The 14736-nt window shown below is 57.5% G+C and carries 10 protein-coding genes and 2 tRNA genes; 3 read left to right on the top strand and 9 right to left on the bottom strand.

Annotation, left to right across the window (positions count from 1 at the left end; translation table 11 throughout):
- Positions 1-10: 10 nt before the first annotated feature.
- The 5 genes from LOY28_RS13295 to LOY28_RS13275 all read right to left on the bottom strand — a co-directional run bounded on the left by LOY28_RS13295 (position 11) and on the right by LOY28_RS13275 (position 9319).
- On the bottom strand, positions 11-490 hold the full coding sequence (locus LOY28_RS13295) for a DUF4265 domain-containing protein (protein ID WP_258614168.1): 480 nt from the start codon (positions 488-490) through the stop codon (positions 11-13).
- Entirely contained in the window at positions 480-5165 is a 4686-nt protein-coding gene (locus tag LOY28_RS13290) for an RHS repeat-associated core domain-containing protein (protein WP_258614167.1), read from the bottom strand. The genes LOY28_RS13295 and LOY28_RS13290 overlap by 11 nt, the downstream gene beginning before the upstream one ends.
- Positions 5162-8074 carry a type VI secretion system tip protein VgrG gene (locus LOY28_RS13285; RefSeq protein ID WP_258614164.1) on the bottom strand — a complete coding sequence of 971 codons (2913 nt, stop codon included), beginning with the start codon at positions 8072-8074 and terminating at the stop codon, positions 5162-5164. Before LOY28_RS13285 ends, LOY28_RS13290 begins: the two co-directional genes overlap by 4 nt.
- A gap of 129 nt (positions 8075-8203) precedes the next feature.
- Positions 8204-8719, bottom strand: a complete 516-nt coding sequence (locus LOY28_RS13280) for an Hcp family type VI secretion system effector (protein ID WP_007900657.1) — start codon at positions 8717-8719, stop codon at positions 8204-8206.
- Between the two features lie 426 nt (positions 8720-9145).
- Positions 9146-9319 (bottom strand): hypothetical protein, encoded by a 174-nt coding sequence (locus LOY28_RS13275; RefSeq protein WP_408981041.1) that lies wholly within the window; start codon positions 9317-9319, stop codon positions 9146-9148.
- Between the two features lie 219 nt (positions 9320-9538).
- Between LOY28_RS13275 and LOY28_RS13270 the strand changes: the two genes are divergently transcribed.
- Positions 9539-9739, top strand: a complete 201-nt coding sequence (locus tag LOY28_RS13270) for a KTSC domain-containing protein (RefSeq protein WP_309475744.1) — start codon at positions 9539-9541, stop codon at positions 9737-9739.
- 137 nt (positions 9740-9876) lie between these two features.
- Here the strand turns inward: LOY28_RS13270 and LOY28_RS13265 are convergent.
- From LOY28_RS13265 to LOY28_RS13255, 3 genes are all read right to left on the bottom strand, one after another.
- A tRNA-Leu gene (locus LOY28_RS13265) sits at positions 9877-9963 on the bottom strand.
- Positions 9964-10158: 195 nt separating this feature from the next.
- Positions 10159-10232 (bottom strand) — tRNA-Cys (locus LOY28_RS13260).
- Positions 10233-10473: 241 nt separating this feature from the next.
- Entirely contained in the window at positions 10474-11376 is a 903-nt protein-coding gene (locus LOY28_RS13255; protein ID WP_018929012.1) for an AraC family transcriptional regulator, read from the bottom strand.
- Positions 11377-11677: 301 nt separating this feature from the next.
- On the opposite strand from LOY28_RS13255, the gene LOY28_RS13250 reads away from it, so the two are divergent.
- Together LOY28_RS13250 and LOY28_RS13245 are read left to right on the top strand one after the other, a co-directional pair.
- Complete coding sequence (locus LOY28_RS13250) at positions 11678-12988, top strand: sugar ABC transporter substrate-binding protein (protein ID WP_258614161.1); 1311 nt, start codon at positions 11678-11680, stop codon at positions 12986-12988.
- A gap of 101 nt (positions 12989-13089) precedes the next feature.
- Positions 13090-13863, top strand: coding sequence for an L-iditol 2-dehydrogenase (locus LOY28_RS13245; protein WP_258614158.1), 774 nt, complete (start codon positions 13090-13092; stop codon positions 13861-13863).
- Between the two features lie 30 nt (positions 13864-13893).
- On the opposite strand, the gene LOY28_RS30110 is transcribed toward LOY28_RS13245, so the two are convergent.
- Entirely contained in the window at positions 13894-14619 is a 726-nt protein-coding gene (locus tag LOY28_RS30110) for a methyl-accepting chemotaxis protein (RefSeq protein ID WP_371924247.1), read from the bottom strand.
- Positions 14620-14736: the final 117 nt, after the last annotated feature.

Genomic DNA, 14736 nt, shown 5'->3' with positions numbered 1-14736 from the left:
GTTGGATCCGTCAGCTTTGGAGCCACCAATTCAAAAGTGTCTCGTCATCATCGTCATCGAGGTTTTTATAGATGTTCGCGTAATACCATTGAATCCCGGTTTTTTCGCTAAACCGATCGAAAAACTCATTAATCTTTTCCATCCCGTTACTCGCAGGGACGGCCAACGAGAGATTACCCTCAAACACACCGTCCAGCGTTCCGCTCAACTCACGGACGACATCGCTTTCGAGTCCAGCGATATCCTCGGGAGGAATATAGTCGGCATAGATATGAATACAGAAGTTCCCGCCTCGCTTTAGAACCTCCGCGTGTGTGTTTTTATTTTTGATCGAAACGATATCCCCTCGTGCCAGATTGAGCGCGAGACCGGGCGAGGAAAGCAACTCATAGGTATCCTCATCAATTTGACGAGCAGGAAGTTCCTCAAAGACAGGGCCATCGTCTGATACAAACACCTGAATCAGAACAGGCGCATTTTTATCGTCCATACGGTGCTCCACAACTTCCACGTTCAACACACGACATCCCTTCTTTTACGTAACCGCTGTTCCCTGCGCTCAGGTTACACGATGCGCCTTCGAGATCCACGTTCACATCTGCAAGGTTCCCACCATTTGAGGTCGCCACATTCTTGTGCCCCAGGTGCATGTCATCAGGGTTGGTGGAGGTATGCCCACACCGCCAGCATTTGTAGACGCCCACCGGTTTACTCTTATCGATAAGTTTCTTACGGCAACCGGCCTGCCCTTTTCGACTGCCACCACCTACTTTACTCGCAGCCATTTCTTGAGGCGTTGCCCCGTCACCATCCGGGAGCGCGAACTTCGACGGTGGTTTCTTCACCAAACCAAGCGGGTCAATCCATTGGGTTGGATTGGGCGCGTATTGATGGAGGTTGATGCCACCTGCCAGACCTATCGGATCCTTGGAGATAAAGCGTCCGACCTGAGGGTCGTAGTATCTGTACCGGTTGTAGTGCAGACCTGTTTCGTGGTCGTGGTACTGCCCTTGGAATCGGATAGGGTTGGTCAGCCCTTGCTGCACTGCAAAAGCTGATCTCTGCTCCTGTATTTGCCCCCACGCCTTATAGTGAGCGCTCCAGGCAATATCACCATGTTGGTCAGTCAGCTCCTGCGGCGTACCAAGGTGGTCGCACTGGTACCAAGCCAACACGTCGAAAGGTTGTGCTTTCGGCGCATAGTTCCACAATGGGTCATCATCGAGGCTATAGTCGCCGCTGTATTCAGGCTGACTCACTAGATTAATCGGACTATGCCGAAGGGCCTGTGCAACGGGCACGAAGGTGCCAGGCTCGTAAATGTAGTGCACCGTGCGACCAGTGCCTCCATCGATGTGGGCCGGACTGCTTTCCCAAGACAGATTATCTCCATCCCATCCGTATAGAGTGAAGCCGCATCCAAGCTCGCGCTGTATGCGCCCCTGCTCGTTTCGGTTCCAGTGTGAACCAGCCTCAGGACGAGGTTTGTAATGTGCCGTGGACTGTTTGTGTAAACGTCGTCCCAGAGCATCGTAAGCATATGCCACAGAGAGACGGGCATCCTCAAAATGCACCAATCGATCGAACAAGTCCCACTGCATTCGACTGCGACTTCCGTTGTGCCAACGCTGGATCTGATTTCCCCGATCGTCGTATTCGTAGTGCGTACCGGCATATTCGCGCAGAAGGTTATCAATAAGATTGCTGCGCGGCGGATCCAGATCCAGTGGTCGGCGTACATCTGTGGCCTTGTCGTTAAGAAGGTTACCGGCCGGGTCGAAGGCAAACGTCTCAACACCAAGACGACTGGCGGCGCTGAGCAGCCGCCCGACCGGATCGTAACGATAAGCCAATGGGCCTCGACGGCTATCGTTCAGTTCGGTCAGTTGACCAACAGCGTCATACTTGTATTCGCGTTTTAGTAGAGTGGGCTTGTCATCACTACGCCCAAGGAGTTGTTCTTGCAGACGTCCTACCGGATCCCATTTTTGAGTCTGCAGTAATTGGTTACCCTGATGACGGGCAACTTCGCGGTGCAGATCATCACGTTCGTAGCCGATCAGTTCGTGGTCATCCAGACGCAATCCGAGCAAGTGCCCACTGCCGTAAGTCAGCCAACTGACGCGGTGGCCGTCTGGACGGGTCGTGGCAACGCACTGGTTAAGTACATCGTACTCATGCCTCCAAATAGCAACAGTCGGCTTCTCCAGGCCCAGGTAATGCTGGTGCTCTCTTATCAGGTTACCCGCCGGATCGTAGAACCATTGCAACCGGCTCTGATCGTTTGTGGCCATAACCATATTGCCATTGCCGTCATAGGCGAAGGTCTCACTTTGCGCTGTGTTTCCCAGATTGGCGCGACGCTCTATCAATCGCCCCATGGGGTCAAAATTCATGGAGATAATGCGTTCACCATTGACCGCCCTGGCCAATCGACCGCTTTCTGGATCGTACTGATAACGCGTGGCACGGCCATCGAAGCCTGTTTCTTCAAGGAGTCGCCCGACCGGATCGTAATGGAACTGGGTGCGCTGGTCGTTTTCGTTTTCAAGTGTCACTAACCGGCCCAAGCGATCCCAGCGATAGCGTAGGGTTTGCTCAGAAGCGTCAACCCGTTCGGCGATCAGGCCGGCCGCGGTGTAGCTCCAGGTCGTACAGCGATCCAAGCCGTCGACATGGGCCAACAATCGCCCCTCGGCGTCGCGTTCGAAACGCTCTTCGCTCTTGTCCGGGTGCGTAATCAATACAAGTTGCCCTGCCTTGTATTGATACTCGGTGCTCTGCCCCGCCGCGTCGGTAAAACAGATCATCAGGCCGCGCTCGTCGTATTTCCAGGCACTGGTTTTTCCGGAGCAGTCGGTATATTTCACGAGTTGGCCAGCGTCGTTGTATTCGAGCTCTTTCTCGTTGCCGTTTGCATCCTTAATAGCGATCGGTCGACCTGCCTTGTCGTAGGCATATTCGGTTTTGTTGCCCAGCGGATCGACCGACTCCACCAAATTGCCGCCTTCATCGTAAGCACGCTGCCACTGGCCACCTTCAGCATCGCTGACCTTGATCAACTGATTCAGATCGTCATAGGCGTAGTGAGCCACGCTTCCATCAGGACTGATGTGCTCGAGCAGATTACCTCGCTCGTCGTAGCTGTAACGATCAGTGCTGCCGTCCGTGTGAACATGGCGAATCACATTCTTGGCGTCATCACGGAAGAACCACTCAGAGCGTTCGTCGGCATAACGAATCCGATAGGTGTAACCCAGGATGTCGTAGTAATGCCAAGTCTCGTTGCCATGGGCATCAGTGACGTAGGTAAGACGAATGTTTTCATCCCAGTCCAGGCGAGTGTCGAAACTGCCGTCGTCGGCCCATTCGCGAACAGCTTTCGCTTCGGCGGTGAGGCCCTGCCATTGCAAATTCATTCCGCGTCCGGTGCGGTCGGTATATCGCGTAAGCAGGTGGTGCTGGTACTGGTAACTCCAGGTTGCGCCGTTTTCATCCTGCGCCAGGATCAGATCCCCATTAACGCCGTATTGATAACTGCATAGTTGTCGCTGCGGAGCACCATCACGAATTTCCCAAAGACCGGTCAGCCGGCCTTGTTCATCTATGAGAGTGCCTACATGCAGATGGACTTTTGTTACGTCATCTTGATAGGTGATCAAGTCCGAGAGAATCGACGAGTCGCCATGACGATGTTCGTAGTGCAGCATCATCCCAGCACCGCTGCGCAGCATCACATTCGTCAGCAAATAACTCTGACCACGACGCACATAGGTTTCCTTGCGCTCGAAACCGAAGCAGACCAGCAACTGATCTTCGCTTGAGCGTACCAAGGTGAGATTTTCGATGGCGTCATAATGGAAGAGACCAACCTTGGGTAACGGAAAATCGATGCTCCGGCCATCGGCACCAAAAAACACCAAGCCATCGCCCCGACAGTCAAAACGAGTGGAGAACTCGGTTACCCAACGAGCACCAAGTTCACTATTGTCGAAAGCATCAAACCGAGAACTATAGGTACGTATCCATTCAATGGGGAATGGACCAGGAAGACTGAAATCGGTATGGCTCAGGGATTCAGAGCCCAATGCAAAATTGATGCTGTTGCAAGTACCGGTACAGCAACCGTTCTTGTCTCCCTTCGCCGCCTGCCCCGCCGGTGCTTCTTTGCTGCTGGCTCCCAACTGACCATCAGTACCTTGGCGTTGGGCCTTACTGGTGGCACCGAGTTTGACACTGGTACTCTGGCCATGCGCATTACGTTTGCGCCAGGTCGTGACCGAACCTGCCAGTACTACCAGCAGCCAACCGATGGAATGTTGAACGCCGGGATCACCGAGCTTGCTCAACTGGCCGCGCAACTCCGGCCCCATAGCTCGCAGAGAAGCGGTATGACTGAGTACCAGGTGTTTGATTTCATCAGGCATCAGAGCCCGCGACGCGCTATTGGCCAATCCCTTGCCGGCAGCCTTATAGGCACTGAACGCTGCACCGAAAATGTTTCCGATGGCAGCCTTGGGATCACTGAGCAACTTGTCGCCTGCCGCGCTCATTTGCTTCTTAGCATCTTGAACCGAGCCTTTGGTATCAAGCTCGCCCTTGACGACTGTCTCAAGTCCTTTGGCAATTTCGTTGATCGCGCTTTCACCAAGCTCGCCAGCGTCGGCGAGAATACCCGCTAGCTTCCCTTGAGCCTGCTTCACGAAATCATCTATCGTGCCGACGATGGTCGCATTCAAATGCCCGATTAGCACTTCAATCAGCGAATCACCGAGTAACATCTTGGCGCTGTTGCGCAGTTCCTGACGAACCAAAAACAGCGTCGGACGCAGACTCATGCGTGCAGCTGCCATGCTCGGCGGTGCGGGCAGTACGCCTATCAGGTTGATGCCGAGACTGACCCAGTCGAGCACTTCACGCTTCTTGCTCTTGGACAAGGTGACTATGTCACCCAGAGCATCAACAAGCGCCATGATGTTGCCGACCACCGGCAAAGAACCTGCAACGTTCTTGATCCGATCCAGTGTGACGACACCACCGCTGATGGATTGAAGCCAAGCATCGAATTTGGCTGCGCCACGTCCGACATCCTTAGCGTCAATGGCGTTAAGCGGAACGATCGCAACTTGGGGTTCACGTTTTACAACAGCAGTTTCAGTCGTCATGACAGCATCTCACCCGCCAGCAGGCCCGGGGTTTTAAAGGAAGTCTTGGGAGGGGTAACGGCCGGCAGGCTCGGCAACTTGCCGCTCTTACTCGCTGCGCCGAGGATGCGCGAAGCGCTTGGTGCGGCTGCGCTGGCCAGCTTCGGCAATCCGGCCGCCCCGCCCTGTAGAGCGCCTTGGACTTGCTGAGCCGTTTGCATCGCACCTTGCGCGGCCTGCACGGCACTCATGCCCGTCTGCGCCAAATCTTTACCCTTCTCTAGCATTTCGGCACTTTTGCCCGTACTCGGAAGCACTTGGGCAACCATGGATTGCACCTGTGCCGGAACGTCATCTGCACTCGGCGGTTTTAACGGCCATTCGGGTTTGCCGATGTAACTGCCATCGCTCCAGGTGTCCGCCGGATCCTTGCCGAACAACACCCGCGCCGGGCCCGGTGCGGCGCCAGAGACGCTGGCAAAGCCCTTCGCATCGAGCTTGCCCTTGATGCTCTTACCCAGGGCGTCGATGACTTCGTAATCGCCTTCCTTGATGCCTTGGCGCCCGGCGTACTGGTTGAACAGTTCGAGGTTGCCTTTGCCCGGCTTCGGTGGTTCGGGGAACACGCCGGCCAGACTCTTCGCCCCGGTGTAGGCGAAGTTCGCCGCATGAGCAGTGTACGGCCCGCTGGTAGCGTGGGTGATGCCGCCGGCGTTGTAGGTGGTGGCGCTACCGCCGCCCTGGATCACCAGCTCGGTCTTGGCGGTGATGGTGATGCGGTCGGCGTTGGCGGTGATGTTGAGCTTGGCCAGCAGGTTGATGCTGTCCTTCAGTGCTCGCACATCGATGTCGCCGGAGGCGGCGACCAGGCGCCAGCCCATGCTCTGCACGAACAGCCGCATGCCCCGACTGGCGCTGGCCAGCAGACGTTTGCCGATCGACAGACTGGTGTGGCCAGTGCTGCTCAGGGCCAGGTGTTCGCCGGTGGCAATGTGGCTGGAGCGCGGCGTGGTGAGCGCGATGCCGGCAGGACTCGCCAGTACCAGATGCGGTTCGGTGAACTCCGGAAATTCGTTGGCGGTCATGTTCGCTGGGCCGCTGCCGAGTATGCCTTGGTGCTGGGCGTGCAGCGCCTTGGCCACGTCATCCTGGTCGCCCGCTTCCTGAGCTTGCAGCTCCTTGGCCTGCATCGCGAAACCGTCCTGCTGATCGCTGGCCGTGGCCAGGCGCTCGGCGGTTTCCGGCAGATCCTTATGGTGTTTGGATTCGTTCGGGCGTGGCTCGGTGGTGATCAGCAAACCGGCGGCGGCGCGCACCGCGCCATGGCGGTCGGTACGCAGTTCGAAGCCTTCGCCGCGGGGCTGGCCACCGGACGGCCGCGGATGGGTCAGGTAGCCGAGGTTGATCGCACTGGCGCCGTGGTCGCTGCGCAGAGCAATGCTGATCTCGCTGGTGGTGTCGTCGATGCGCAATTCGTTGGCACGACTACCCTTGTATTCCTTGCTCTTGACCGTGGCCAGGGTCTTGAAGTCGGGCAGTTTGTACGGCGGCAGGTTCACGCCGTGGTACAGGCAACCGGTGATCAACGGCTGATCGGGATCGCCTTCGAGGAAGGTGATCAGCACTTCCATGCCGATGCGCGGCAGGTTGATCGAGCCAAAGTTCTGGCTGGCCCAGTTCGAGGCCACGCGCATCCAGCAGCTGGTCTTGTCGTCGTGTTGGCCTTCGCGGTCCCAGAAGAACTGCACCTTCACCCGACCGTACTGGTCGCAGAAAATCTCCTCGCCTTCAGGGCCGGTGACCACCGCACTCTGGGTGCCGAGGACTTTCGGTTTCGGGTGTTCCAACGGCGGACGGTACGGCACGTCCCAGGGAATAGCACTGAACTGGTTGCGGTAGCCTTGGTGGAAATCGTCCTTGAGGTCGGTGACGTCGCTGCTGATCACCTCCTCCAGTACCTGCGGCTGCTTGCCTTCGTGGAGGATCTCGGTGAGCAGCCACAGGTCGTTCCACGCCGGGTTGGCGTGTGCGGTCAGCGCCAGGAAATGCCCACTGACCAGCAGTGGCTGATCGCTGTTGCCTTCGGCCAGGCGGTAGTCACTGCGATGGCGCTCCAGGGCGCGATTGGCCAGATGCTTGCCGCGCTCGCGATCAACGAAACGGCCCGGGTAATCGTAATCCTCCAGGTCGGGTTTCGCGGCGCTTTTGGCGTCACTTTCCAGCTCGATCTTCGGCTTGGTGAAATCGTAGTCGCGCCGCGTGGTGCGGCTGGTGCGGGTGATCATGCGCAGACCGAAGCGCTTGATCACCGGCTGATCCGCCACCAGCCCGGTGTCCTGCTGATAGGCCATCGGTGCCAGTTTCGGGAACACCGTCTGGTCATCGCCGAACACCAGCAAGTGGCCGCTGGCGCTGTGCTCGAAGTGGTAGTGAATCCCCTCCTCTTCGCACAGGCGCTGGACAAAGTGCAGGTCGGATTCGTCGTACTGCACACAGTAGATGCGTTCGGGATACACCGCACTCAGCTGGAACTTGTGTTCGCTGGCAAGGATGCCGTGCTCCTCCAGGACCTGGGCGATGATCTGCGGCACGGTCATCTGCTGGAAGATGCGCTGGTTGACCCGATGCGCCAGGTAGGCCAGTTGCGGGCGCAGGGAAATCCGGTAGCGGGTCAGGCGCTTGCCGGCCTCGCCTTGGGCGATGCTGTAGACCAGCCCGTGAATGCCTGTGCCCGTGGGGGACAGCTGCAGAAACGCCAGTTTGTGCAACACGCTTTCGAGGTTGATCGCGGCTTTTTCGCTGACCAGTTCCAGTTCGAACTCGAACGGCTGGTTCAGGCGCTCCCGGCCGGTGAAGGACAGCACCTGAAAGTAGCTGTCCGCCCCATCGATGGTCAGGCTGAAATGGGTCTGATTGGCCGGTGCGAACATTCCGTGTTCCTCATGCGATGTTGCGGCACTCGCCGACGCCAGTGGCGATCAACGACTGCAAAAATTCTTCAGGGGTACCACCCGCCTCGACCAGCAGAGCTGGCCGAGGGGTGAAACGGCCGGCCTGTATCAGGCGACCGGAACGCGCCAGTCATCGGAGCCCGAAGTACCAGATACTTCGTGGGTCCAGGTGATTTTGCGGTAGGTGAATTGCACTTCTTCCAGGTGCGTGAAGTGCGAGTTCGACGGATCCTGGCAGTTGTGCATTTTGTTGTTGATGGCGACGATGATCGCGTCTTCCAGTTTGGTGGTGTAGTAGTGCTCTTGGGTACCTTGAGCCGAGGTGCGGTACCACTGGATAACGATTTCGCTCATGCGCTCGCCGGAGGTCAACGCCGCTTGCAGCAGTGGCGAAGACTTGTCGTAGACCTTGGTGATCACGACTGGCTTGTGTACACGTTGACCGGTCGGTTGGCCGGACTGTGGGTCACGCGGGATGATCACGTCGTGGCTGAAAGCCTGAACCATGACCTGGTCTTCGTGACCTTCCTGGTAGGTGTTGCCAACGGAGTCGGCGGTGAAGGCGCCGGCAGTGATCAGGCCTTGTTTCTCGCCGGTAACGGACATGTACGCTGGTGTCGCCATGGGATGCTCTCCTTGCTCAAAAGACAGGACCGGACGGCGTGATTGCCTGCCCAGGTGTCGGCGGAGAGATCAAGATCCATGCCAGCCAGCATATAGCCATTATCCATCAAGGGGTTAGGTGGCCTCGGTAGTGACTTTTTCGACGTTCACGGTGAGAAACAGAAGAAAAGTGCGCAAGAAGTTGCGCAGTACTGCGCAACTTCTTGCGCACTTGGCTGTAGGGCACGAACTACGTGGCCTGTAGCGATATATCAGGCTGATTTTGACAATTGAGTGCGCAACTTCTTGCGCACATCCGCAATAGTCTTCACTCCAGGTCTACTTTGTGATTCACGGGCGGCGGCGCAGCCGTGGAAGTCGGCTCGGCCAGAGGTGACAGCTCGTTGTAGGTGTCGCGCTGGATCCGCTCCTGCGGGCGGCGGGCGGCTACTGTAGCCTTGCGATGTCGCGAATGCGCGCTTCGATAGCCAGGACGTCGACCTGTTTGCTGTTCGGCGAAAACACTAATGGGCCGTTCGCCGTCAGCCAGGTGATGTAGCTCGGCGGCCTACCGATCCGCGCCGCGAAGACGTTCTTGGACAGGTAAATGAATGCTGACATGAGCTCTCCTTTTCAGCGGCTTTTCAATGAATCCTTTCAAGATTTCAGTGATTGAAATTTCAGTAAGCTGGCGGGTTTTCCACTAACACGATCCCGCGGGTTTCCGACCCCGCGTCCTTTGAAAGTCCTCAGGGTCCCCGGCGCTTTTTGGCGGGAGGGACCGCAGATCCATCCGGCTCGACTAGTATCTGTTGACGATCTGTCAGATGGAGAGATGTCATGGAAATGATTGCCGTGCGTTCCAGTGCGATGACTGCCGTTGGCTACGAACCAGCAACGAGACGAATGAGGATCCGCTTTGAACAGGGTCACTCTTACGATTTCTGCGGTGTCCCCCCTGCCATACACAATGGCTTGATGGCCGCTGTGTCCAAAGGCTCCTACTACAATCAACACATACGCGATCGTTATCAGTGCTGAGCGCCGTCTTCCATTTGGAAAGACGGACATCCCTGCAAAACTTTCAGCTAGTCCCGAATTGCGGAAAAGATTTTTTGATTGCGGAAAAAAGAACTAAGGGCTTGCATGAGGTATGTCATGCAAGCCCTTGATATTCATGGTGCCCGAAGCCGGAATCGAACCGGCACGCCCTTACGAGCGGGGGATTTTAAGTCCCATGCGTCTACCAGTTTCGCCATTCGGGCGGTAGCGCGGTAAGCAGTCTGAAGACTGTCCAAATAACGATCTGGCAGTTCTGACGCTTGTGCAACAGAGGGGGAAATATATACATCCCGCCCCGCTGAAGCAAGTTCGCAAATCCCCTTTTCAAGACTAAATCTTGCAGGACTGCGAAAATAAAAAAGCTCCGTAGATCATGGATCTACGGAGCTCGTTTAAAGTGGAGGCCGAAGTCGGAATCGAACCGGCGTAGGTGGATTTGCAATCCACTGCATAACCATTTTGCTATTCGGCCTCAAACATCTGATGTTCAGTAGCGCAACATCAAACGTGTAAACTCGTATCTGGAAACAAGATTCTAATCTAGCTTCCAACCCTTTGAAATCTAAGGGGTTTTCGTGTTCCTGAATCAGGAATGGACGCAATTCTGGACTGGTTCGAAAGGCATGTCAAGAACTGGAAGAAAATAATTCCAGATGCGCTAACGCCACTACCCGGTTGCTTTCGAGACTAACACTTCAGCGCCACAGAAAGCGCTACCCACCGCAAGATGCGCGCTGCAACCGCTGCCGATACTCGCTGGGTGTCTCATGCATTTCATGGCGAAAGTGCCGATTGAAATTCGACAAGTTGGCGTACCCCACCTCAAAACAGATATCGGCAACGCTGAAACTGCTTTGCGCCAGCAAACGGCAGGCGCGCTGGACTCGTAGTTTGCGCGTCAGGTCGACGAAGGTATGGCCGGTGGCGCGCTTGAAGAATTTGGAGAAGGCCGGCTCGTTCATGTCCAGCCGCTGGGCGATGACCGACATCCGCAACTCGTCAGCGAGGTCGTTCAGGATGTAGTCGAAGACAATGCTCATGCGCTGGGCCGTCAATGCGTCGAGCATGGGCGCGTATTGCAGGCTGGCAAGCGTCTGTCTCTCGCTGTCGGGGGCCGAAGCCAGCAACTGCAACAATGACAGGAACAGGCACAACCGCTGCAATCCGTGGCACTGGCCGATCTCTTCCAGCAGTCGAGCTGCTTTTTTGCGGGTGTTGCCATGAAATTCGATGCCCTGCGCCGCCTGGCGAAACAGGCTTTGTAACTCGCTGAGCTCCGGGACCTTGTCACGCAGTTGCATCAGCATCTGGCCATCGAACTGCAACACGACGTCACGGCCGGTAATCACCTCGCCTTTGCCCAGATCGCTGATCCAGTCATGAGGCAGGCCCGGGCCGATGAGGGCGACATGGCCAGCTTCGAATACGCCGATGTAGTCACCAGCCAGTAGCCGACCGCTGCCTTCGCGGATCAGGTGGATCTCGAACTCCGGATGATGGTTCCAGCGCGCCAGGTCGAAGGGATAGTCGTGCTCATACCAACGAAAGCTGTGCTGGGGCTCGTTCAGAATGACTTCAAGCGCTGGCGGCTTGTCTGCGGTTACGTGATGGTTCATCACCCTGGCGATTCCGTTTTTGTTGGTTTTATCAAGGTACCGCGAAGCCCGGGACGAGTCGAAGTCTCGGGACGCTGACATGAGACTCGCACTAACGACGCCCGGCGCCTAGCGCGTTACATGGAGCCCACTGATACTTTTTTTCCACGGTCAAAAAAGTATCAGCGGCGCGTATGCCATTCATTTGTTCGCTGCTTGGGTAGCTGCAATTCTGTGGTCATCCCGGTGCGGCTATGCCCCGCCTCGTGGATTACAACAACAATAAAGCTTCTGCCGCCCAAGGCGCAGAGCGGAGATCACGATGAAGATCATTCCAAGCGCACTTTTTCTGTCCGCCGGCCTGGGCTCTGCCCTGCTCTGCCAGGCGGGTGAAACGGTGACCATCGCCACCGTGAACAACAGCGACATGATCCGCATCCAGCGACTGTCCAAAACATTCGAACAGCTGCACCCCGACGTGAAGCTCAACTGGGTGGTGCTTGAAGAGAACGTGTTGCGTCAGCGCCTGACCACCGACATAGCCACTCAGGGCGGCCAGTTCGACGTGCTCACCATCGGCACTTACGAAACACCGTTGTGGGGCGCCAAGCATTGGCTGGAGCCAATAAAGGACCTGCCCGCCAGCTATGACCTCGAAGATATTTTCCCTGCGGTTCGCCAAGGGTTATCGGTCAACGACACGCTCTATGCCCTGCCGTTCTATGGCGAAAGCACCGTCACCTATTACCGAACCGACCTGTTCAAGAACGCCGGCCTGAGCATGCCCGAGCACCCGACCTGGACGCAGCTCGGCGAGTTCGCCGGCAAGCTGCACCAGCCGGATAAAGAACAGTATGGGATGTGCTTGCGCGGCAAGGCCGGTTGGGGTGAGAACATGGCGCTGCTGACGACCATGTCCAACGCCTTTGGCGCGCGCTGGTTCAATGAGCAGTGGCAGCCGCAACTCACCGGGCCGCAATGGACTGCCGCCGCCAACTTCTACGTCAACACCCTGAAGCAGTACGGCCCACCGGGTGTGTCGAGCAATGGCTTCAACGAAACGCTCGCCCTGTTCAACAGTGGCAAATGCGCAATCTGGGTCGATGCCAGCGTCGCCGGCTCGTTCATCACCGACACAACGCAAAGCAAGGTGGCCAATGATGTTGGTTTCGTCGCCGCGCCAACAGAAGTCACCGACAAGGGTTCGTCCTGGCTCTATGCCTGGTCACTGGCCATCCCGGCGACATCCAAACACAAGGAAGCCGCCAAAGCCTTTGTGACCTGGGCCACCTCCAGGGAATACATCCAACTGGTTGCCAAGACGGATGGCATCAGCAACGTACCACCGGGCACCCGCATGTCGACCTACAGCGACGCCTATTTGCAGGCTGCGCCCTTCGCCGGTGTCACGCTGAAAATGATGCAGAACGCCGACCCGGCGCACCCATCAGTCCAGCCCGTGCCCTACGTCGGTATTCAGTACGTGACCATTCCCGAATTCCAGGCGATTGGCACGTCGGTCGGCAAGCTGGTATCCGCGGCGCTCACCGGGCAGATGCCGGTGGAACAGGCCCTGGCCTCCGCGCAGCAAAGCACCGAACGCGAGATGAAGCGCGCCGGTTATCCCAAGTAGCAACGGCTAGGCGCAATCACTGCGGGGTCTTCGCAGACTAACGACTGGTTTTGATGCCCTCGATTGGGCAACTCTTTAGCTCTTACGATTGGATGGGAACAATGAAACGTCTAGAAGGAAAAAGCGCCCTGATTACCGGTTCCGCCAGAGGAATAGGCAGGACGTTCGCGCAAGCCTATATCCGCGAAGGCGCTACGGTCGCGATCGCCGACATCAACCTGGAGCGCGCCCAAGCCACGGCAACCGAGTTGGGGCCCAATGCTTATGCGGTCGAGATGGACGTGACCGATCAGCAATCCATCGACGCCGCCATCGCCACGGTGATCGCCACCACAGGCAAGCTCGACATCCTGATCAACAACGCGGCGCTGTTTGATCTCGCGCCGATCACAGAGATTTCTCGCGACAGCTACGAACGGCTGTTCTCGATCAACGTTTCCGGCACCCTGTTCACACTGCAGGCCGCGGCCAAGCAGATGATCCGCCAGGGCCATGGTGGCAAGATCATCAATATGGCCAGCCAGGCCGGTCGGCGCGGTGAAGCGCTGGTCGCGGTGTATTGCGCGACCAAGGCGGCGGTGATCAGCCTCACGCAATCGGCCGGTCTCAATCTCATTCCCCATCACATCAACGTGAACGCTATCGCGCCGGGGGTGGTGGACGGCGAGCATTGGGACGGCGTCGACGCGCTGTTTGCCCGCTATGAAAACCGCCCGCTCGGGGAAAAGAAAAAACTGGCGGGACAGGAAGTGCCGTACGGGCGCATGGGCACGGCGGATGACCTTGTCGGCATGGCGATCTTCCTGGCATCGGCCGAAAGCGATTACATCGTGGCGCAAACCTATAACGTCGATGGCGGCAACTGGATGAGCTGACTGGCCCTGATATCAGGGCCAGCCAATGCCTCAAAGGCGAAACCGATCCACCGACTGCGAGAGCTGTCCGGCCAGGCTGGACAGTTCATCGGTGGTCGAGGCGGTCTGGTTGATCACCTTGCTGTTGCCTTCGGACATGCCGGCAATCATTTCCACCTGATGTGCGATTTCGTTACTGGCCAGGCTCTGTTCGCCGATCGTGCGGCTGATGTCATTGACCAGCTCCGTGGTATTGAGCGTGGCCTGGAGGATTTCGCGGATGGCGCGCTCGACGTCGGCGGTCACCGCCATGCCCTTGTCGACCTGCGCGACGCCCGCCTCCATGCTGCTGACCGCCTCGCGGGTGCTTTGCTGGATACGCGCGACCATGGTGGCGATTTCCTGGGTGGAGGCGCTGGTGCGGCCCGCCAGGCTACGCACTTCATCGGCGACGACGGCGAAACCACGGCCCTGCTCACCGGCACGGGCGGCCTCGATGGCGGCGTTAAGCGCCAACAGGTTGGTTTGATCGGCGATGCCCTTGATCACCTGAATGATGCTGAAAATCCCCTCGGACTCCTTGTCCAGGGTGCGGATCACCTGGGCCGACTGCTGCGCCGAACGGGCAATCCCGTCCATGTCGCTGACCACTTGATGAATCACCCGACCGCCGTCCTTGGCCAGTTCCTCGGCCTGGTTGGCCATGTTCAGTGCACGCTCGGCATGCCGGGTGATTTCTTCGATGCTCGCAGTCATTTCGCTGGCCGCCGCGGCCATGGTGCTGGCGGCAACGCTTTGCTGCTGGCTGCTGCCCGCGACCTGATGGCAGCCGCTGCTCAACTGCTGGCTCATGCCGCTTACGCCGTGGGCGTTGCTGCGAACCACTTCGATCAT

It is taken from the genome of Pseudomonas sp. B21-017 (assembly GCF_024749245.1).
Lineage (GTDB): Bacteria > Pseudomonadota > Gammaproteobacteria > Pseudomonadales > Pseudomonadaceae > Aquipseudomonas.
The sequence above is the reverse complement of the archived record's forward strand: the minus strand, read 5'-3'. Positions and strand labels throughout refer to the sequence as shown.